Annotated in this window: 17 protein-coding genes and 1 pseudogene; 10 read left to right on the top strand and 8 right to left on the bottom strand. The window is 71.5% G+C overall.

The features are described from left to right. Positions 1 to 65 precede the first annotated feature (65 nt). On the bottom strand, positions 66 to 1118 hold the full coding sequence (locus tag ACZ4EG_RS05830; RefSeq protein ID WP_467789680.1) for a rhamnogalacturonan acetylesterase: 1053 nt from the start codon (positions 1116 to 1118) through the stop codon (positions 66 to 68). A 190-nt stretch (positions 1119 to 1308) separates the two neighbouring features. On the opposite strand from ACZ4EG_RS05830, the gene ACZ4EG_RS05825 reads away from it, so the two are divergent. Continuing rightward, positions 1309 to 2988, top strand: a complete 1680-nt coding sequence (locus ACZ4EG_RS05825) for a rhamnogalacturonan lyase B N-terminal domain-containing protein (RefSeq protein WP_467789679.1) — start codon at positions 1309 to 1311, stop codon at positions 2986 to 2988. Between the two features lie 34 nt (positions 2989 to 3022). Here the strand turns inward: ACZ4EG_RS05825 and ACZ4EG_RS05820 are convergent, their stop codons facing one another. Beyond that, a complete protein-coding gene (locus ACZ4EG_RS05820) occupies positions 3023 to 4432 on the bottom strand; it encodes an RICIN domain-containing protein (RefSeq protein ID WP_467789678.1) in 1410 nt (469 codons plus the stop codon). 183 nt (positions 4433 to 4615) lie between these two features. On the opposite strand from ACZ4EG_RS05820, the gene ACZ4EG_RS05815 reads away from it, so the two are divergent. Beyond that, on the top strand, positions 4616 to 6727 hold the full coding sequence (locus tag ACZ4EG_RS05815; RefSeq protein ID WP_467789677.1) for an autotransporter: 2112 nt from the start codon (positions 4616 to 4618) through the stop codon (positions 6725 to 6727). 48 nt (positions 6728 to 6775) lie between these two features. Beyond that, positions 6776 to 7711, top strand: coding sequence for a homocysteine S-methyltransferase (mmuM, locus tag ACZ4EG_RS05810; protein WP_453556998.1), 936 nt, complete (start codon positions 6776 to 6778; stop codon positions 7709 to 7711). A 193-nt stretch (positions 7712 to 7904) separates the two neighbouring features. Here the strand turns inward: mmuM and ACZ4EG_RS05805 are convergent, their stop codons facing one another. Beyond that, positions 7905 to 9488 carry a carboxylesterase/lipase family protein gene (locus ACZ4EG_RS05805; protein ID WP_467789676.1) on the bottom strand — a complete coding sequence of 528 codons (1584 nt, stop codon included), beginning with the start codon at positions 9486 to 9488 and terminating at the stop codon, positions 7905 to 7907. Positions 9489 to 9940: 452 nt separating this feature from the next. Here ACZ4EG_RS05805 and ACZ4EG_RS05800 point away from each other — a divergent pair, with 452 nt between their 5' ends. Then, on the top strand, positions 9941 to 11011 hold the full coding sequence (locus ACZ4EG_RS05800; RefSeq protein ID WP_467789975.1) for a LacI family DNA-binding transcriptional regulator: 1071 nt from the start codon (positions 9941 to 9943) through the stop codon (positions 11009 to 11011). A 64-nt stretch (positions 11012 to 11075) separates the two neighbouring features. Here ACZ4EG_RS05800 and ACZ4EG_RS05795 read toward each other — a convergent pair whose 3' ends face one another. After that, complete coding sequence (locus tag ACZ4EG_RS05795) at positions 11076 to 11723, bottom strand: TetR/AcrR family transcriptional regulator (protein ID WP_467789675.1); 648 nt, start codon at positions 11721 to 11723, stop codon at positions 11076 to 11078. 118 nt (positions 11724 to 11841) lie between these two features. On the opposite strand from ACZ4EG_RS05795, the gene ACZ4EG_RS05790 reads away from it, so the two are divergent. The 4 genes and pseudogenes from ACZ4EG_RS05790 (at position 11842) to ACZ4EG_RS05775 (ending at position 14669) form a co-directional block, all read left to right on the top strand. After that, positions 11842 to 13356: an MFS transporter gene (locus ACZ4EG_RS05790; protein WP_467789674.1), complete on the top strand. Its 1515-nt coding sequence runs from the start codon at positions 11842 to 11844 to the stop codon at positions 13354 to 13356. A 296-nt stretch (positions 13357 to 13652) separates the two neighbouring features. Then, positions 13653 to 13763, top strand: a pseudogene (locus tag ACZ4EG_RS05785) (transcriptional regulator); the annotation flags it as partial. Next, on the top strand, positions 13760 to 13939 hold the full coding sequence (locus ACZ4EG_RS05780; protein WP_467789673.1) for a DUF397 domain-containing protein: 180 nt from the start codon (positions 13760 to 13762) through the stop codon (positions 13937 to 13939). The pseudogene ACZ4EG_RS05785 and the gene ACZ4EG_RS05780, both read left to right, overlap by 4 nt. Before the next feature lie 103 nt (positions 13940 to 14042). Further along, complete coding sequence (locus ACZ4EG_RS05775) at positions 14043 to 14669, top strand: VOC family protein (RefSeq protein ID WP_390730769.1); 627 nt, start codon at positions 14043 to 14045, stop codon at positions 14667 to 14669. Here the strand turns inward: ACZ4EG_RS05775 and ACZ4EG_RS05770 are convergent. Further along, entirely contained in the window at positions 14666 to 15247 is a 582-nt protein-coding gene (locus ACZ4EG_RS05770) for a helix-turn-helix domain-containing protein (protein ID WP_467789974.1), read from the bottom strand. The two genes, ACZ4EG_RS05775 and ACZ4EG_RS05770, sit on opposite strands and share 4 nt — an antisense overlap. Positions 15248 to 15372: 125 nt before the next feature. Between ACZ4EG_RS05770 and ACZ4EG_RS05765 the strand changes: the two genes are divergently transcribed. Continuing rightward, the gene (locus ACZ4EG_RS05765) at positions 15373 to 16746 is read left to right on the top strand and encodes an MFS transporter (protein ID WP_467789672.1); all 1374 of its coding nucleotides are present in this window, start codon (positions 15373 to 15375) and stop codon (positions 16744 to 16746) included. On the opposite strand, the gene ACZ4EG_RS05760 is transcribed toward ACZ4EG_RS05765, so the two are convergent. Next, positions 16743 to 16901, bottom strand: a complete 159-nt coding sequence (locus ACZ4EG_RS05760) for a hypothetical protein (RefSeq protein ID WP_467789990.1) — start codon at positions 16899 to 16901, stop codon at positions 16743 to 16745. The genes ACZ4EG_RS05765 and ACZ4EG_RS05760 overlap by 4 nt on opposite strands. A 180-nt stretch (positions 16902 to 17081) precedes the next feature. Between ACZ4EG_RS05760 and ACZ4EG_RS05755 the strand changes: the two genes are divergently transcribed. Continuing rightward, entirely contained in the window at positions 17082 to 17483 is a 402-nt protein-coding gene (locus ACZ4EG_RS05755; RefSeq protein WP_453556980.1) for a VOC family protein, read from the top strand. Here the strand turns inward: ACZ4EG_RS05755 and ACZ4EG_RS05750 are convergent. Together ACZ4EG_RS05750 and ACZ4EG_RS05745 are read right to left on the bottom strand one after the other, a co-directional pair. Continuing rightward, positions 17466 to 18152: a helix-turn-helix domain-containing protein gene (locus tag ACZ4EG_RS05750; RefSeq protein WP_467789671.1), complete on the bottom strand. Its 687-nt coding sequence runs from the start codon at positions 18150 to 18152 to the stop codon at positions 17466 to 17468. The two genes, ACZ4EG_RS05755 and ACZ4EG_RS05750, sit on opposite strands and share 18 nt — an antisense overlap. A gap of 10 nt (positions 18153 to 18162) precedes the next feature. Continuing rightward, entirely contained in the window at positions 18163 to 19101 is a 939-nt protein-coding gene (locus ACZ4EG_RS05745; RefSeq protein ID WP_467789670.1) for an AraC family transcriptional regulator, read from the bottom strand. Between the last annotated feature and the right edge of the window lie 15 nt (positions 19102 to 19116).

Here is a 19116-nt window from a genome sequence, read left to right as displayed (position 1 = left end):
GGTGTGTGTCCTTCCAGCGGGGCCGGCCTGGGGCGCCCCGGTTCCGGTCGGGACGCCCCAGGGTTTCATCCCACCCTCACCTTGACCTTCGGCACCAGATGCAGGGCGAGAAGTTCCTCGCGGACCAGGCTCGCGTAGGCCGTGGCGCCGCGTACGGAGGTGTGCGTGTTGTCCCGCTTCTCGTTGTAGAGGTACAGCGCCTTGGAGCCCTCCACGCCCAGGGACTCCACCAGCGCCTTCGTCCGCGCGGTGAGGTCGATCAGCGGGACGTCCTCGGCGGCGGCCACGGAGCGGATGACGGCCGGGTGGTCGACTCCGAGGCCGTTGACCAGCAGGGCGGTGTTGTTGTTCAGCGTGCCGTCCGCATTGAACCAGCGGCGCACGATCGGCGTGACGAGGACCGGCTCCCCGCCCCTGACCCGTACACCCGCCACCAGTGTCTCCAGATTCACCCGGTACGTCGCCCCGTCCGTCGTCTTGTCATTGTGGGCCAGTTGCATCAGGACCAGGTCGCCGGGGCGGATCAGCGGCTGGACGGTCGCCCACAGCCGGGGGTCCTGGAGATAGGTGACCGTACTTTCCCCGGAATCCGCGTAGTTGGCGACGGAGATGCCTCTGCGGAGGTACTGCGGGAGCTGCTGGCCCCAGCCGGAGTAGGGGTCGCCGGGCTGGTCGCAGACGGTGGAGTCGCCAATGAGGATGATCCGGCGGGAGTGGGGAGACGGGGTCACACGGATGTCGGCCAGTGCGGGTGCCGTGCCGCCGATGGCCAGGTCCAGGCCGGGAGTTCCGTCGGCGCCGGTCGGTTCGCCCTCGGGGGTACGGACGTCGACGGTGAAGCTGCGGGTGACGAGCCGACCCGCGTCCGCGGGCGTCTCGGGGAGGAGGGAGCGCCGGGTCTCGCCGCTGATGCTCGTGCTGGAGGCGGCCTCGCCGCCGAGGCGGACCCGTACGTCGTAGGTGCCGGGTGGGACGTCGAAGTGGCAGGCGGTGGCGGTGCAGTCGGCGATGCCGAGCGGCAGCTGCCGGTCATGGGCCCGGGCGGGCGCGGCCGCCAGGGCGGTGCTCATGATGACCGCCGCCGGCACGGCGATGCGCATGGCGCTGAATCGTCTCACTCGTGGCTCCTCCGTCACGGCGACAAGGTCTGGCGGCTGGACCGTATCGCGCTGGAAAAGCGCTTTCTAGACCTTGGGCCAATTCCCCGAGACTACCAACTCCAGGCCAGCGAAAGCCCTTTCGCGAAATCGATTCAACTGTCACTCTGCGAAGCACCGGCACCCCCACACCTCCCGAAGGAGGCCCCCCATGTCCGGATCACCGAACAGACCGATCGGACGCCGCACCTTCGTGGCCGGCACCCTGGCCGCCGCCGGCGCGGCGGCCCTCGCCGGACCGCTCGCGGGCAGCGCGTCCGCCGCGGGCTTCGGCTGGAGCGACGACGGATCGAACTACGTCGTCGACACCGGCGCGGGCCTCGTCTTCAAGGTCGGCAAGGCCAACGGCGACCTGACCTCGCTGGTCCACCGGGGCACCGAGTACCAGGGCTACGGCGGCAAGAACTCACACATCGAATCGGGCCTCGGCACCTCCACGGTGACCATCGCCCAGTCCGGCTCGACGATCCTGATCTCCGTCACGCACGGCACGCTCAAGCACTACTACGCGGCCCGCAGCGGCGAGAACAACGTCTACCTGTGGACGAACAAGGCGGACTCGTCCGTCAGCGCGACCCGGTACATCGTGCGCGTCAGGGCGGGCCTGTTCCTCAACGACGAACCCGACTCGTACACCTACGCGCCCACCACCATCGAGGCCTCGGACGTGTTCGAGAAGTCCGATGGCCAGACCCGCTCGAAGCACTACTCGAAGCTGCGCGTGATGGACTACGCCTACCTCGGCTGGAGCACCGGAAGCGTCGGCCTGTGGATCGTGCGCAGCAACCACGAGAAGGCCTCCGGCGGCCCGTTCTACCGCTCACTGCTGCGGCACCAGAGCGCGGACGGGGGCGGGCTGTACGAGATCCTGTACTACGGCGAGAACCAGACGGAGTCCGAGCGCTACGGCCTCCAGGGCCCGTACGTCATCGCCTTGACGGACGGCGGCGCGCCCTCCTCGTCGCTGTACCCGGGCACGCTGACGACCCCGTGGGCGGATGGGCTGGGCATCTCGGGATACGTCCCCGCGAGCGGCCGGGGCCGGGTGGCGGGCGTGGGCATCGCCGGGCGGAACACGGCGTACGCCTACACGGTCGGGCTGGCCAACTCGGCGGCGCAGTACTGGGGTTCGGCGCGCTCCTCGGACGGTTACTTCTCCGTGGCCGGTGTGCTGCCGGGGACGTACACGCTGACCGTCCACAAGGGCGAGCTGGCCGTGTACAGCACATCGGTGACGGTGTACGCGGGCACGACCACCACGCTCGACACGATCACCGTTCCGTCGACGAACGACCCGGGCAACGCGACCGCGATCTGGCGGATCGGCGACTGGAACGGAACGCCGGGCGGCTTCAAGAACGCGGACCTGATGACGTACGCGCATCCGTCCGACGTCCGTGCCGCGCCCTGGACCGGCAACGTGGTGATCGGCAGCGGCACGGAGACCTCCGCGTTCCCCTGCTACCTCTGGAAGGACGTCAACAGCGGCCTGCTGGTGTACTTCAGGCTCACCGCCGCCCAAGCCGCCGCCGCGCACACCCTGCGGATCGGGGTGACGACCGCGTACGCCAACGGCCGGCCCCAGGTCGTCGTCAACGACACCTGGACGTCGTCGATCCCCTCCCCGCCCACCCAGCCGAGCACGCGGTCACTGACCGTGGGCTCGTACCGGGGCAACAACCACACCTTCACCTACAGCATCCCGGCGAGCGCCTGGCGCACGGACACCGGCCAGTACAACCTGCTGAAGATCAACGTGGTGAGCGGTTCGGGAACGACGGGCTTCCTCAGCGCGGGGACGTCGGTCGACGCGCTGGATCTCCTGGCCTGACGGGACAGTCGGCGAGCGGCCGCCGCGCCTCGGGTCAGGTGCCGCGGGTCCACTGCTGGTTGGTGCCTCCGTTGCAGGTGTAGGTGATGATCGCGGCGGAGTCGGCGGTGGCGGCGCCGGAGACGTCCAGGCACTTGCCGGTGGCCCTGGCCTTGATGTTCACATAGGAGCCGGAGGTGACCAGCGACCACTGCTGGGTGGTGGCGCCGGTGCAGTTCTCCTGGGTGACGTCGGTGGAGTTCTCCCGGAGGCACAGGGAACTGCCCCGGCCCATCAGCTCGTAGTAGCCGGTGCCCAGGTCCTTGAACCACCACTTCTGGTTGGCGCCGCCGTTGCAGGTGTACTGGCTGATGGCGACGCCCTGCCAGAGCGACTGGCTCGGTACGTCCGCGCACTTGGAGCTGTGCCGGGCGATCAGCGTGTTGTACGTGGCGCTCGTGCCGGTGACCGTCCCGGCCGACGTGTCGACGGAGACTTCCGGATACCAGGACATGGACATCGAGGTGGACGTCGGGAAGGTCAGCGGCAGCCAGACGTAACGGGAGTCGTTGACGGTGCCGCCGAAGGAGTTGCCCCAGCGGTCGCCCATGTAGAGGTACGAGGTGCCCGAAGTCCCGGTGACCGGAAGGACGTACGCGGTCTGCGAGTTGTACGCCGTGGAGTCGCCGATGTTCGTCCAGGCCGTCCAGGGGCCGGAGGGGGAGGTCGCGGTGGCGTACTGCTGCTGGTTGGCGTTCCAGCCGGTCGCGCCGGACGTCAGCATGAAGTAGACGCCGCCCCGCTTGAACAGCGCCGGGGCCTCCCGATGGCCGCCCGGCCAGGGGTTGGCGACCAGGCCGGCGATGGCGGTGTAGTCGGCGGTGAGCCGGTAGATGTGCAGGTCGTAGTTCTCGTTGGCGGCCGAGACCATGTACGCGGTGCCGTCGCTGTCCACGTAGGCCGTGAGGTCGCGGGACATGTACTGGCCGAGCGGCCGGAAGCTGCCCTGGTAGGTGTAGGTCCCGTCGACGCTGTCGGAGACGGCCACGGCGGCACGGGCCTGGCTGTAGTCGACGCCGTTCTCCTTGTGCATCCACATGACGAACTTGCCGGTGGCCGCGTTGTAGATGACCTTCGGCCGCTCGATGTAGGCGGTGCCCAGCTCGGAGGCGCTGGACTGCGTCAGAACGCGGTTGCGGAACTCCCAGGTCCTCAGGTCGGTGGAGCGGTACGCGTCCACGGACCGGAAGGTGTTGTCGGAGTTCCGGTCCTCGCCGAACCAGTAGTAGTAGCCGCCGACCTTGATCACCCCACCGCCGTGAGCGTGCACGAAGGCGCCCGAAGTGTCGGTGAACTGGGAGCCGTTGGTGACGGTCCCGGCCGCGGCCGCGGCGGGTGACGCGGTGGCCAGGGCGCCGATCAGCGCCAGACAGAGGGAGAGCAGGATCGCGTACGCACGTCTCATCTCACACACTCCGGCAATGTTCGAGGCTGAGAACAGCATTTGTCATGGCGAACGTTGGGATCGCCGAAAAGGTAAGGGCGTGCCACGAGGAGGTCAACGGGTCCGACGGGACAGAGGAGAAAGCCCTTTCAAGCGATGCCCGATTTTCTGTTATCGGCTTCGCCCCGGCCCGTCTCCAACGATGTGCGCAGCCATCTCCACACCACGACAGCCGCCGCCGGCGCCCTTGCTGCCGTCGCCGCCCTGCTGGTCACCGCTCCCCCGGCGGCAGCCGCCGGCACCCGGGACATCACCGCCGACGTGCTCGCGAACCGGGACGTGACGCTCACCGGCGACTCGGTGGTCACCGTGCCGTCCGGAACGACCACGTACGACGGCGTGTTGCACGGCCGGGGCACGCTCACCGTGCGCGGCGGCGGCACACTGATCCTCACCAAGGACAGCGACTTCACCCTGCCCGGGTCCCGGCAGCGGCAGGTGGTGCGCACCCAGGGCGGCAACCACCCGTACACCACCGTGACCAACCCCGACCCGCCCGCCATCACGGTCGAACGCGGTGCGACGCTCCAGTACGGCACGGGCGGCGGCACCGGCCTGATCGGCCACTTCCCCTACGACACCCCCGGCTACCGGCTGAACCAGCTCAACATCCGGGTCGACGGCACCCTCCGCCTGTCCCTCACCCGCACCTTCAACATCGGCACCATCAGCGGCTCGGGACTGGTCACCCAGCCGCGCAACATGTGGGGCACGCTCGACCTCGCCGGGACCCATCCCTTCTCCGGGGTCATCGACAACGGAACCGGAATGGCCGTGGGCCGCCCGGAGTTCCCGGTGGCCCTGCCCGCCGCCCGCGCGATCCTCAACCAGGGCTCGTGGATCATCGACACCCCGCTGAACCGGACGATCACCCTGCGGCAGGACTTCTACCAGCGCGCCTACGGCAGCGACGTCAACGTCCACACACGGCCCGGCAGCAAGGTCGTGCTGACCGGGCAGTACAGCTACAGCGACCGGGGCGGCGACACCCACCCCTCACTCAGCGACCCGGACCTCAACTGGCGAGCGGTTCCACACCAGTTGAACAAGCGCGGGACCAACATCGAGGGCGCCGACGTGCGGTGGGGGGACGGGACCACGCACCGGATCTTCATGCCGGGCACGCGGGACACCGTGTACATCAACCTGCACATCGCCAGCGGTCGGCGCTCCCGCCTCACCTTCGACTACGACGGCCCGGTCACCCTGGGCGCCCCGATCGGCGGCGGCAGGTACCACGACACCCTGGCCGCGCCCGGCGCCGGGGACATCGTGATCGCGGGGACCCGCGGGAACGACGTCACCTTCGCGGCCGCGCAGTACTACGACGGCTCGACGACCGTCCGTGAGGGTGCCGTGCTGCGGCTGGGGTCCGGCGCGAAGGGCGGCGACGGTTCCCTGCTGACGGGGACCGCGCGGCGCCGGATCGTGAACGACGGGACCCTTTTCCTGCGGAACACGACGACTCCCGTGCGGCTGAGCCACGTCGGCGGGAGCGGCTCCCTGGTGCAGTCGGGCGCCGCCACGACCACGCTCACGGGCGGCGCGGTGACCTACACCGGGACGACGACCGTCACGAGGGGCACGCTCGCCCTGCGCTCCGGAGCAACGCTCGCCCACAGCAGGGCGATCCGGCTGACCTCGGCGGATGCGCGGCTGGACGCGGGCTCCTCGGGGCTGCGGGTCACCACGACGCTCACCGGCAAGGGCACGGTGCGGGGTGCGGTGACGAACGACGGCCTCGTGGCGGGCGGGCTGACGGTGACCGGGCACTACGTCCAACGCGCGAAGGGCCAACTGGTCCTGCGGGGTGAGCCGTTGAAGGTGACGGGTGCGGTCCGGCTGGCCGGGTCCTTCGACCTGTCCGCCGCCGGGACGGATCCGGCCCACGAGATCACCGTCATCGACCACACGGGCCGCTCCCGGACCACCGGCGCCTTCGACGGCCTGCGCGAGGGCGCCCGGTTGAAGCTCGTGGACACCGTCTACCGGATCAGCTACCGGGGCGGCGACGGCAACGACGTCGTCCTCACCGCCGACGGCGGCGGCCACGGCCCCGCCGCGAACTCGCCCACCCGGGCCGAGTCCGACACGAAGGCGGTGGACACCAGGAGCGCGAACACCGCGGCCGACGCCTTCGGCTGGTGGCCGTACGTCCTGGCGGCCGGACTCCTGGGCGCCCTGGTGTTCCCGGCGGGCTTGCGCGCCCGGGACAGGGGGCGACGGAGGGGCGGACGGCATGCGGCGCAGGGCTGACACCCGGCGGCCGATACCGCCCGGCGCCGTTTCGACTAGCGTCGTGACATGAGCAGCAACACCCCCGCAGCGTCCCCCGGCCTCGTCGAAGCCCTCGCCACCGGGACCGTCGTGCTCGACGGCGGCATGTCCAACCAGCTGGCGTCCGCCGGGCACGATCTGAGCGACGAGCTGTGGTCGGCGCGGCTGCTCGCCGAGCGGCCCGAGGCGGTCACCGAGGCGCACCTCGCCTACTTCATGGCGGGCGCCGACGTGGCGATCACCGCGAGCTACCAGGCCACCTTCGAGGGCTTCGCCCGGCGCGGGATCGACCGTGCGGAGGCGGCCCGGCTGCTCGCGCTCAGCGTGGAACTGGCCCGGGAGGCGGCACGGCAGGCCCACGACGAGGGGATCGTGCGCCCGCTGTGGGTGGCGGCCTCGGTCGGTCCGTACGGGGCGATGCTCGCCGACGGCTCGGAGTACCGGGGCCGATACGGGCTGAGCGTCGACGCGCTGGAACGCTTCCACCGCCCCCGTCTGGAGGTGCTGGCGGCGGCCGCGCCCGACGTCCTGGCCCTGGAGACGGTCCCGGACACCGACGAGGCGACGGCACTGCTGCGGGCGGTGCGCGGACTCGGTGTGCCGGCCTGGCTGTCGTACACGATCGACGGGGACCGCACCCGCGCAGGTCAGCGCCTGGACGAGGCGTTCGCCCTGGCCGCCGACGCGGACGAGGTCGTCGCGGTGGGCGTCAACTGCTGTGCTCCCGGGGACGTGGACCGAGCGATCGGGACCGCGGCCCGGGTGACCGGCAAACCGGTCGTCGTCTACCCCAACAGCGGCGAGACCTGGAACGCCGAGTCCCGCGCCTGGACCGGCCGCGCCACGTTCACCACCGAACAGGTCAAGGCATGGCACGACGCGGGCGCCCACCTGATCGGCGGCTGCTGCCGGGTGGGCCCCCGGGCGATCACGTCGATCGCGCGTGCGCTGGCGACGGTCTGACCCGACCTGCCCCCGCCAACTCCGACGCGACCGGGGCGAGGGACACGGCTTTCGGTGAGCCCGCGGGCGCGGACCGCGGCAAGCGGTACAGCCCGGAATCCGTGGCGCGGACCGGATGTCCCGCGTCGACGGCGTGCCGTCCGCCCGCTCCCTGAGCCCCGCCCGCGGCGGCCGGTGACCGGCGGTCGACGAATCAATGCTTGCGGGTACCCACCGAGCGGCGCAGGCGGCGTACCGCGGACGCCAGTTCCGCGGCGCGCGCGGGTGTCGGTGTGCCGTTGACGGTGCTCGGCTCCGGGGTGTCGGTGTCGGTCGCCGCTGCGGCCCACAGGGCGAGTTCGGCGTCCCGCGGGCCGAATGCAGTGTGCGGTTCACCCTCGCCGAAGATCTGGACAGGATGTTCGGAGTCCCACGGCCGCCAACCCGGATCCCCCGTGTCGGCGAACCGCACCCAGGCCCCGTGCATGGCGTCGCACAGTTCCTTCGGCGCGCCCTCGCCGGCGAGCTTTGCCGAGTCCGGGACGTGCCCCGTGTCGAAGACGAACCCGAGTTCCAGAGCGTGGCAGGCCCCGAGGCCGGGCAGGTTGGAGGGCCAGGCGAACTCGTAGACGTACGACGATCCGGAACGCGCGTCCGCCAGCCGGTGCATCGGGAGGCGCAGCAGATGGTCCGTGACCATCTGGCCGACGATCTCGGCGATGCCGGCCTCGGGATGCAGCGCTCGGTAGCCGCGCGGCACCTCGTGGCCGCAGTGGCAGCGGGCCATGGCCCCGGCGAGCGCCACCGGCCCGAGCCGGTCCACATGGTCCATCAGACCGCCCGGCACCAGCCACAGCCGGTACTCGTCGCGGGTCCAGCCCATGAGCAGGTCGACGCCGCCCGCGGCCTCGCCCTCCACCAGGGCCTCCAGCGGGTCGCGCGGGACGATGTCGCCGTCGACGACGATCCCGAACGCGGGACCGCCCAGGACGGGGCTGCTCAGCCGCCCCACCTCGGCCTGGGTGCGCAGCAGCAGGTCGCGGTCGACGGTCGCGAAGGCCTCGGCGGTGGCGGGGACCTTGAGCCGGGCCGCCATACGGCGGACCATCCGCCGTACCTTGTCGCGTTCCGAGGCCTCCGGCGGTCCGCTCTGCAGCACGGCACGGCGGACAAGGCCCTGGGCGCCCGGCGCGGCTATCAGCGCACCGACGCTGATAGCCCCGGCCGACTGTCCGGCCAGGGTGATCCGGCCCGGGTCGCCGCCGAAGGCCGCGATCGACTCGTACACCCATTCGAGCGCGGCCAGTTGGTCACGGAGTCCGGGGTTGGGGGGCGAGTCGGGGAACAGTCCGTAGCCCTCGACGCCGAGCCGGTAGTTGACCGAGACGAGGACGACGCCGTCGCGGGCGAAGCCATGGCCGTCGTACACCGGCACGGACGAGGATCCCCTGGTCAGGGCGCCGCCATGCAGCCACACCAGAACGGGGAGCCGGGCCGCGGGGCCGGGCTGCGGGGTCCAGACGTTCAGATTGAGACAGTCCTCGCCGCCCACGAAGGGGTCGGAGAGGTAGTGCGCGAACACTTCGGAGTACGGCGGTTTCGGCGCGGTCGGCCCGAAGGCGCCCGCGTCGCGCACGCCGTCCCAGGGCTCGGGCGGCTCGGGCGGCCGGAAGCGGCGGGGCCCGAAGGGCGGGGCGGCGTACGGGATGCCGCGGAACACCGCGACCTCACGCTCGTACCTGCCGCGGACCGCTCCGTAGGGGGTTCTGACCACGGGGCCCGCCCGGTCCTCCGCCATCCGCCCACCAGCTCCTCCCGCGCTCGCGTTCGCACACCGGTAAATGCAGAGCATCACATCGGCTCCGGGTATTCCTGTACACGAGGCGAACGGGAGGCCGTTCGGGTGACGGAGCGCCCAGCTCGCACGCACAGTCACGGAACCAGGCGGACGGGCGACTCGCGTTCACCGACCGGATGGGTCACCGGGTGGAGTTCTCACCGCGGATCCGCGGGACGGGGCTGGGGCTGCCGACGGGGCGTCAGGTACAGGTGGTGTACCTGGCGGACCTTGGCGAGCCGACCCCTCCCCCGTTCGAGGTTCGAAAGCCCGACCCACCGTGATTCCGTGAATTCCCATGTCTTCACGCCGAGTTGAGCCGCACCTATCGTAGGAAGCGCTTTCTGTGGTCGCAACTTTCGATGGTCCCCGCGCGGGCCGGAGAGGCGGATTCGGCGATGGCGGGTTCAGCGATGGCGGGTTCGGCGACGGCACGTTCGGGGGGTGCGAGCGTGGCGGCCGGTCCGACGCTGGCCGTGGTGGCCCGCGAGGCCGGGGTGTCGGTGCCGACGGCGTCGAAGGTCGTCAACGGCCGCGAGGACGTGGCGCCGGAGACCCGCCGCCGGGTCACCGAGGCACTGGACCGGCTGGGTTATGTGCGCAGACCCCGCTTCGACACGGCAAAGGCACCGGGGTTGGTCGACCTCGTCGTGCACTCCCTGGACAGTTCCTGGTCGGGCGCCGTGCTGCACGGGGTGGAGGAGGCGGCGCACGAGGCGGGCCTCGAGGTCGTGGTCTCGGCCGGGCTCACCCGGACCCGGGCGGGCCACCCGGAGCGCGGCTGGCTGGACAAGCTGACGGCACGCGGCTCGTCGGGAGTGCTGTTCAACCTGGCCGAGTTGTCCCCGGCGCAGTACGCCTGGCTCGACCACCACCGCATCCCGTACGTGATGATCGACCCGGCGCACGAACCGCCGCCGGCCGTGGTGTCGGTCGGCGCGGCGAACTGGCAGGGCGGGGTGACCGCGACCGAGCACCTGCTGACGCTGGGGCACGAGCGCGTCGCCGTGATCGCCGGGCACCGGCGCACGATGTGCGGCAGCGCCCGGGTGGCCGGCTACCGGTCCGCGCTCGCCTCGGCCGGGGTGCGGCCGCGTCCGGAGTACGTGCGGCACGCGGGCTTCGACGAGACCACCGCCCGGCTGCGCATGCTGGAACTGCTGGACCTGCCCGAGCCCCCGACGGCCGTGTTCGTCTGCTCGGACCGGATGGCCCTCGGGGTGTACACGGCGCTGGCCGAACGGGGGCTGCGGGTGCCGGACGACATCAGCGTGGTCGGTTTCGACGACCTGCCCGAGGCCCGCTGGGCCACCCCGGCGCTGACCACGGTGCGCCAGCCGCTGTCGGAGATGGCGGCGGCGGGCCTGCGCCTGCTGGTGCGGATGATGCAGGGCGAGCGTCCGGAGGGGACGCGTACGGAACTGTCGACCCGGCTGGTCCGGCGGGCGAGCACGGCCGAGCGGCCCGCGGGGACGGGCGCATGACCCGGCATTCGTTCGAGGAACGAGCAGGACAGTCCGACGTCGAGCGCGGCAGACCTCTCCGGAGTCACTCCCCGGCGAGCGGGCCCCGAGCAGACGCATGCCGCGCCGGGGGGTTGTGGTGTGAGGGCCGGCGCAGCGCCAGGCGCAGCGGGGGCCCGTAGATGCGGGTTATTTCATCGATCGTCATGGGAGCGACGGGTTCGAGGCGCAGGATGTAGCGCGTCACGACGAGGCCGGCGATCTGCGCACAGAACGCGCCGGCGCGCTTGCGGGCGTCCGCACCGCCGAGCATGGCGGCGATCTTGTCGATCATTTCCCGTTCCATCACCTCTTTGACCAGCCCGGCGATGGCCTGGTCATGGGTGGCGGCGGCTATCAGTGCGCGCAGCGGGGCCCCCGATTCGGGGTCCTCCCACAAGGCGAGCAGGTCCTGCAGGGCGCGCTGGGGGAAGGTGGCCGGGTCGCCTTCGATGGTGCGGGCGAGAGTTTCGGCGGGGGTGGCGGCCAGGGCGAGGGCCGCGCCGAACAGGCCCTTCTTGGAGCCGAAGTAGTAGCTGACCAGGGCGACGTCGACACCTGCCTCGGCGGCGACGGAACGCAGGGTGACCGCCTGGTATCCGCCTTCGAGGAAGCGTCGTCGGGCGATGTCGAGGATCTGGGCGCGGGTGTCGGGTTTTCCGGCCCTTCTGCCCCGCCCCGAAGAATTCATCATGGTTGAGATTGTACGAGCGGCCGCGTGAGTCTGTGCCGGTACCTGCTCCCGCAGCGAAGGACCGACCTCCGTGCTCTCCGATCCGCGACCGCCTGTCCTTGAGGCTCCTGGCGGAGCCGTGCGCCAGGGCGCTGTCCTGGCGATCACCTGCCTCGCACTGGCGACCGTGGTCGCCGCGATGGCCTCACTCAACGTGGCACTGCCCGACATCGCACGCCACACACACGCCGACCAGACCCAGCAGACCTGGATCATCGACGCCTACAGCCTGGTGTTCGCCTCGCTGCTGCTGCCCGCCGGGGCCTTGGGGGACCGGTTCGGCCGGCGTCGGGCACTCATCGTCGGCCTGGTGCTCTACGGGGCCGGATCCGTGCTGGCGGCCCTGGCCACCGACCCGAACGTGCTGATCGGGCTGCGTGCGCTGCTGGGGCTGGGGGCCGCGCTGATCATGCCGGCCACCCTGTCGACGATCACCAGCAGCTTCCCGCGCGATCAGCGGGCCCGGGCGGTCAGCGTCTGGGCGGCGGTCGCCGGCGGCAGTGGGGTGCTGGGGCTGCTCGCCTCCGGTCTGCTCCTGGAGTGGTGGTCATGGGAGTCGGTGTTCTGGTTCAACGTGCTGCTCGCCTCGGTCGCGCTGGCCGGAACGCTGGTGTTCGTGCCCGAGTCGGCCGAATCCCGTCCGGCACCGCTCGACGTGGTCGGCGCGGTCCTGGCGGCGGCCGGCATCGGCGCGCTCGTCTACGCGGTGATCGAGGCCCCGGTGAACGGCTGGAGCGATCCGCTGACCGTCGGCGGCAGTGCGCTCGGCCTGCTCGTCCTCGCCGGCTTCGTCGCCTTCGAACTGCGCCGACGACACCCGCTGCTGGACCCGCGGCTGTTCCGCAACCGCCGCTTCGCGGCCGGATCGCTCTCCCTCACGCTGCAGTTCTTCGCCCTGTTCGGCTTCATGTTCGTGATCATGCAGTACCTGCAGCTGGTGCGCGGCTACAGCGCGCTGAGCGCCGCGCTCAGCCTGCTGGCGATGCCCCTCGGGATGATCCCCGCCTCCCGGCTGAGCCCACTGCTCGCCCAGCGCCTGGGGGTGCGCGGCCCATGGGTCGCGGGGCTGTTGATGCTCGGCGCCGGTCTGGCCGTCCTGGCCCACCTGGACGGCGCCAGCACGTACGGGCACCTCGCTGCCGGTCTGATTCCGCTGGGCGCCGGTCTGGGGCTGGCGATGCCCCCGGCGACCACCGCCATCACCGACGCCCTGCCCAAGGAACTGCAGAATGTCGGCTCCGCGGTCAACGACCTGGCCCGCGAACTCGGCGGCGCCCTGGGTATCGCCGTTCTCGGCAGCCTGCTGACCGCCGCCTACCGCAGCGACCTCCACCTGACCGGCGTCCCGCCACAGGTCGCCGAAGCGGCCGAGTCGTCGCTGGCCGGCGCCGCCGCCGCGGGCGGCACGGTCCTGCACCAGGCTCAGGCCGCGTTCACCACCGGGCTGCACATCGCCCTGCTCGGCGCCGCCATCACCGCCGTCGCCACCGCCGTCGCCGTGGCCGTCCTGTTGCGCCGCAGTCCGGTCGGCCGGACGCAGGACGCCGCAGCCCTCGATCCAGTGGCTCACGGCGGACAGCAGCGGCCGGAATGACGGAGGACCCGTTGCGCGACAGTCTCTTCGGCCTGCCGCCCACCCGCTGATCGTCCACGCCACCGTGGTCGTCGTACCCACTGCCGCCGTGGCCGTCGCGTTGGCCGCGCTTGGCCGCGGTTCCGGGCATGGGCGGGACCGCTGCCTCTCCTGCTGAGCCTCACGGCCCTGACCCTGGTCCCGGTGACCGTCAAGTCGGGCGAGTCACTCGCGCGGCGCCTCGACGAGACAGCCCTGGCACAGCGGCACGGTGACCTCGGCCAGGGCCTCCTCCCCTGGGTGGGCGCCCTTACCCGGATCCGGACGAGGTGGCGATCCTCAATCAGAAGTATGCGATGCTGCGGACTCAGGCCCTCACCACTGAGGACACGAGAGATCTGCTGGACCGCCGTCTGGGAGAGCGATGAGCGATACCGCGCTTGAGTCGTTCGAGTCGAGCTACAGCAGCGAGGAGGGCGGCGCCTGCATCGAAGTCGCCACGGAACCCACCGCCATCCCCATCCGCGACTCCAAGACCCCGACGACCGCCCGCCTTACGGTCTCCCCCGCCGCCTGGACCGCCTTCCTGAAGCTGCCCCGCTAGCAGCACAGGGAGCAGTGCCGTACGAATGTTCCACAGGAAGGCGGCATTTCACTTGGGGTGGCTCTCTTGAACGGGGGCAGCGGCGCCCCTAGCCTCAGCCGGAATGAATGCCATCCCCCCACTCCTGGACCACCTCGTCCTGGCAACGCCCGACCTCGCGGCGACGGTCGCCGAGTTCACCGAGCGGACCGGTGTGGTACCCGCTCCCGGTGGTGTGCACGTCGAGCTCGGCACCCGTAACTACCTCGTGTCGCTGGGCAGTTCCAGCTACCTGGAGATCATCGGTCCGGACCCGGAGCAGGAGACTCCGTCGGACCTGCACGCCTTCGGGGTCGACGGGCTGACCGGACCGCGCACGGTGACCTGGGCGATCAGCCCGCCGGACCTGGACGCGGCGGTCGCGACGGCCCGGGCGCGGGGGTTCGACCCCGGTCCCACCTACCCGATGAGCCGCCGCGCCCCCGGGGGGACCCTGTTGGAGTGGCGGCTGACCTATACCGCGCACCCTTCGGGGCTGGTGCCGTTCCTGATCGACTGGGGTCGTTCCGTCCACCCGTCCGCGTCGGGGCTGCCCGTCACGCCGCTGGTGGAGGTCTCGGCCACCGCCCCCGACCCGGACGAGATCCGTGCCCCGTTGACCGCACTGGGCACCGAACTCCGCCTCAGCGAGGGGCCGGTGGGTATCGCCTTCACCGTGAAGACGCCCAAGGGACCCGTGACCTTCGACTAGTCGGACGGGCTCGCGCGAATCACCGCCTGGTCTCCCCGAGGTCCGAACAGGTGCAGGATCTCCACGGCGTTCGGGCCCGCCGGGCCGAACCAGTGCGGCTCCCTGGTGTCGAACTCGGCCACTTCGCCGGGGCGCAGCGTGAAGTCGCTTTCCCCGAGGACGATGCGCAGTTCGCCCGCGAGGACGTAGAGCCACTCGTAGCCGTCGTGGGTCACCAGCTTAGGTTCACGGGGCGACAGCACCTGCTTGAACACCTGCACCCGGCCCGGGTACTGGGTCAGCGGCACCAGGACGCTGCCCTGGCCGTGGCGCTGGGGCTTGAGGTGCACGCGCGGGTCGCCGGTGGCGGGCGCGGCCACCAGTTGGTCGAGCGCGACACGGTGCGCACGCGCGAGCGGGATGAGCAGGTCGAGGGTCGGGCGCCGCCTGCCGGATTCGAGCCGGGACAGCGTGCTGACGGAGATCCCGGTCGTCGCCGCGAGGTCCTCAAGCGTGAGTCCGCGGTCGCGGCGGAGCGTTCGCAGCCGGGGGCCGATGCCGTCGATTATCTGTTCCACTTCCGCGTCCACGGAGTCCAGTTTTGCAGCCTTCGCAAGAACGCTGGGCCGCGGTGGCGGTCCGGTCGGACGCTTGCCGGGCTGATGCTCCCGGACGTGAGAGGCAGACCGTGACCACGACGACACATCCTGTTCAGCCGCCCCTTTTGAGCGCGCGCAGGCGCTGGACGGTGCTGGCCGTCTGCTGTCTGAGCATGTTCCTGGTGGGTCTGGACACCACCATCGTGAACGTGGGCCTGCCCGCCATCGGACGCGGCCTGGACGTCGGGACACGCGGCCTGGAATGGACCGTGGACGCCTACACCCTCGTCCTGGCCGGTCTGCTGATCTCCTCGGGCGCGCTGGCGGACCGGTTCGGACGCCGGCGGGTGTTCCAGAGCGGGCTGGTCGTGTTCGGCACGGCCTCGCTGGTCTGTGCGGTGGCCCCCACGGCGGACGCGCTCATCGCGGCCCGTGCCGTACAGGGGATCGGCGCCTCGATGCTGAGTCCCGTGGCTCTGGCGATCGTGGTGAACGCGATGCCCGACCCGAGGGAGCGAGCGCAGGCGATCGGCGTCTGGGCCTCGGTCTTCGGACTGAGCATGGCCGCCGGTCCCGTCACCGGGGGCGCCCTCCTCGCGGGGTTCGGCTGGCGGTCGCTGTTCTGGATCAACGCACCGGTCGTGGTGGCCGCCCTCGTGCTCAGCGCGGTGTTCGTGCCGGAGTCCCGGACGGCGCAGCGGGTGCGGCGGCTCGACGTCCCGGGCCAGACTCTGCTGACCGTGGTCATCGGGGTCTCGGTCGGTGTCCTCATCGAGGGGCCCCACATCGGCTGGACGTCGCCCGTGGCGCTGACCGCGTACGCACTCGCCGTCCTGGCGGCGCTGGTGTTCGTACGGGTCGAGTCCCGTCGGCCCGAGCCACTGATGGATCTGGCGCTGTTCCGGCGTCCGGCGTTCACCGGCGCGGTGCTCGGCGCCGTGGCGGTCTTCGTCGCCCTGAACGTGACGCTGCTGCTCAACACCCTCTATCTGCAGCAGACCCGGGGGTGGACACCCCTGGCCGCGGGGACGGCGACCTTGCCGATGGCGATCGCGGCGACCGTCTGCGCACCCCTGTCCGGACGTCTGATCGGCCGCGTGGGGCCCCGGCTCCCGCTCGTCCTGGCCGGCGCCTTCCTCACGGCGGGCGGCCTCTGCCTGGTCGGGCTCGGCCGGAACACGAGTGTGTTCCTCCTCCTGACGGCCTACGCGCTCATCGGCGTCGGTTTCGGTTTCGCCAACGCCCCCATCACCAACACCGCGGTGAGCGGGCTGCCGCCGAGCCGGGCCGGTGTGGCCGGGGCGATCACCTCCACCGCCCGCCAGTTCGGCTCCGCGCTCGGCATCGCCCTGGCCGGCGGCCTGGTCACGGGCACCGCCCCGGCGGGGCTCGCCCACGCCTCCCGTCCCGGCTGGATCCTGGTCGCGGGCTGCGGGCTGTTCCTGTTCGCCATGGCGCGAGGAATGACGCGCGAGGCACGGCCCGACCTGTCGCGCTAGCCGCGGCCGTGTGGGCGGTGGGTGAGGTGCCAGGAGTCGACCTGACCGTAGGTGCCGTCCGCCTTGAGTACCTGGGTGGAGACGTCCGTGAGCCGCTTACGGGTCCAGAACGACGGCGACAGGCGGCCGGCGCCAGTACTCGCCGTCGTCGTCAAGACAGGTGTGATGTGACGTACAACATGGTCCCATCACACGCATACCGGTTTGGTCACGAGACACATACCGATCACACGTAACTCGGCCGACTCGGCTGAAAGAAGCCCCACTTCGCGCGTCGAGCACTCAGGTCCGATTCCTTCAAGACCACGCACCGCCACCCCGCCTACGGTGACCCCATGACTCCACGATTCGCCGTGATCGGCGTGGTGGCCTCCGACCTGGCCGCCTCGCTCGCCTTCTACCGCCGTCTCGGGCTCGTCTTCCCCGAGGGTGCCGAGGACCAGCCGCATGTCGAGGCCGAACTGCCCGGTGGGCTGACCCTTGCCCTGGACACCGAGGCAACCGTCCGCTCCTTCCACCCCGAATGGCGGCCACCGGCGGGCGGGGGCCGGGTGGGGCTCGCCTTCCGGTGCGGGTCACCCGCCGAGGTCGACACCGTGTACGAGGACCTGGTGGGCGCCGGTCACCACGGCGAACTCAAGCCGTGGGACGCCTTCTGGGGCCAGCGGTACGCCACCGTGCACGACCCCGACGGCAATGGTGTCGACCTCTTCGCACCGCTACCGACCGCCGACTAGCCGCCCCAACGGCACACCCGCCAACTCCTTCACGTCCCGCGCCAGATGGGGCTGGTCCGCGTAACCGGCACGGACCGCCGTCTCCGCGAACGGCACACCGGAGCGGGCCAGCGCGAGCGCCCGCTGCATCCGCAGGATCCGGGCCAGGGCCTTGGGGCCGTAGCCGAAGGCGGCCAGGCAGCGGCGGTGCAACTGCCGTACCCCCAGGTCGAGTTCATCGGCGGTCACGGCCACCGTGCGGCCCGCGTCCAGGGCCGTGACCAGCCGCCGCAGCAGGGGGTCGGGCGGGTCCAGGTCCGCCGCCTGCTCCAGCGCGCTCTCCTCCAGGGCCGTCGCCGGGTCCGCCGCCGCGTCGATCCGGGCGCGCAGGCGTCGTACCTCCCAGGCCGGCCACAGGTCGGCCAACTCCACGCGCCGGTCGCGGAGTTCGGCGGCCGGTACACCCAGGAAGGCGGGCGCGGTGCCGGGGTAGAAGCGCAGGCCCGCCCAGCGCACGGCGGGGCCTTCGGGGACGTAGGCGCGGGTGTCCGGGCCCGCGACCAGCAGCCGTCCCTCGCTCCACAGCAGGTCCATGCAGCCGTCGGGCAGGACCGGCAGGACGGCGGGGTGCTCCAGGGTGCGGCGCCACACCACGGCGCCGGTCAGCCGGGACGCCCGCTCCTCGTACACGTACGCCAGGCTACGCCGCCCGGGTCCGGTGCTCCTGCGGGCTGACGCCGTACACCCGTTTGAACGCGTTGGAGAGGGCGAACGCGCTGCCGTAGCCGACCTCGCGGGCGATGGCGCCGATGGTGTCCTCGCTGTCGCGCAGGCGGTCGGCGGCGAGCGCGAGGCGCCAGCCGGTGAGGTAGGACATCGGGGGTTCGCCGACCAGGTCGGTGAAGCGGCGGGCAAGCGCGGCGCGGGAGACTCCGGCCTTGGCGGCGAGGGACGCCACGGTCCAGGGATGCGCCGGGTCGTCCTGCAGCAGCCTCAGCACCCGGCCGACCACCGGATCCCCGAGCGCCCGGTACCAGGCGGGGGCCGCCGCCTCCGGGCGGGAGAACCAGGCCCGGAGCGCGGCGATGACCAGCAGGTCGAGGAGGCGGTCGAGGACGACCTCCTGGCCCGGTTCGTCGCGCACGATCTCCTCCATGAGGAGCGGGGTGAGCGGGCACTGCCACACGTCAGTGGTGAGGGTGAGCAGCGGCGGGAGCGCGTCCAGCAGGCGGCCGCTGATCTCGCCCTGCATGAGGTACGTGCCGATGAGCATGACCGTGGAGCCGTCGAGGCGGTCGCCCCACGTTCGTACGCCCAGGTCCATGGAGCCCCGCAGGGAGGTTCCGTCGGGGTAGCGGCACTCGCCGCCCGGCAGGATCAGCGCCTGGGGGGCGGTGTCCGGGGCGTCGGCGCAGGTGTACGGGTCCGGGCCACGCGCTATGGCCAGGTCGCCGGTCCGCAACCGCACCGGCTCGCCGCCGGCGTCGGGCAGGATCCAGGAGTCGCCGCGGACCATGAGCATGACCGTGAGCGGGGCGCGGTCCTCTACCCGTACGGCCCAGGGCGGGTCGAAGCACGCCCGGATCATGAAGGCGCCGCGTGCGCGTGGGCCCTCCAGCAGGCCTGCGAGAGCGTCCATGGGGTCAGCGTAGAC

This window comes from Streptomyces sp. NPDC025638, assembly GCF_055558775.1.
This window is presented reverse-complemented; position numbering and strand designations above follow the sequence as displayed.

Bases quoted from the DNA above. Each gene is read 5' to 3' on its own strand.
- ACZ4EG_RS05825 (WP_467789679.1), top strand. From the start codon at position 1,309: ATGTCCGGATCACCGAACAGACCGATCGGACGCCGCACCTTCGTGGCC.
- ACZ4EG_RS05820 (WP_467789678.1), bottom strand. From the start codon at position 4,432: ATGAGACGTGCGTACGCGATCCTGCTCTCCCTCTGTCTGGCGCTGATC.
- mmuM (WP_453556998.1), top strand. From the start codon at position 6,776: ATGAGCAGCAACACCCCCGCAGCGTCCCCCGGCCTCGTCGAAGCCCTC.
- ACZ4EG_RS05805 (WP_467789676.1), bottom strand. From the start codon at position 9,488: ATGGCGGAGGACCGGGCGGGCCCCGTGGTCAGAACCCCCTACGGAGCG.
- ACZ4EG_RS05800 (WP_467789975.1), top strand. From the start codon at position 9,941: ATGGCGGGTTCGGCGACGGCACGTTCGGGGGGTGCGAGCGTGGCGGCC.
- ACZ4EG_RS05795 (WP_467789675.1), bottom strand. From the start codon at position 11,723: ATGATGAATTCTTCGGGGCGGGGCAGAAGGGCCGGAAAACCCGACACC.
- ACZ4EG_RS05780 (WP_467789673.1), top strand. From the start codon at position 13,760: ATGAGCGATACCGCGCTTGAGTCGTTCGAGTCGAGCTACAGCAGCGAG.
- ACZ4EG_RS05775 (WP_390730769.1), top strand. From the start codon at position 14,043: ATGAATGCCATCCCCCCACTCCTGGACCACCTCGTCCTGGCAACGCCC.
- ACZ4EG_RS05755 (WP_453556980.1), top strand. From the start codon at position 17,082: ATGACTCCACGATTCGCCGTGATCGGCGTGGTGGCCTCCGACCTGGCC.
- ACZ4EG_RS05745 (WP_467789670.1), bottom strand. From the start codon at position 19,101: ATGGACGCTCTCGCAGGCCTGCTGGAGGGCCCACGCGCACGCGGCGCC.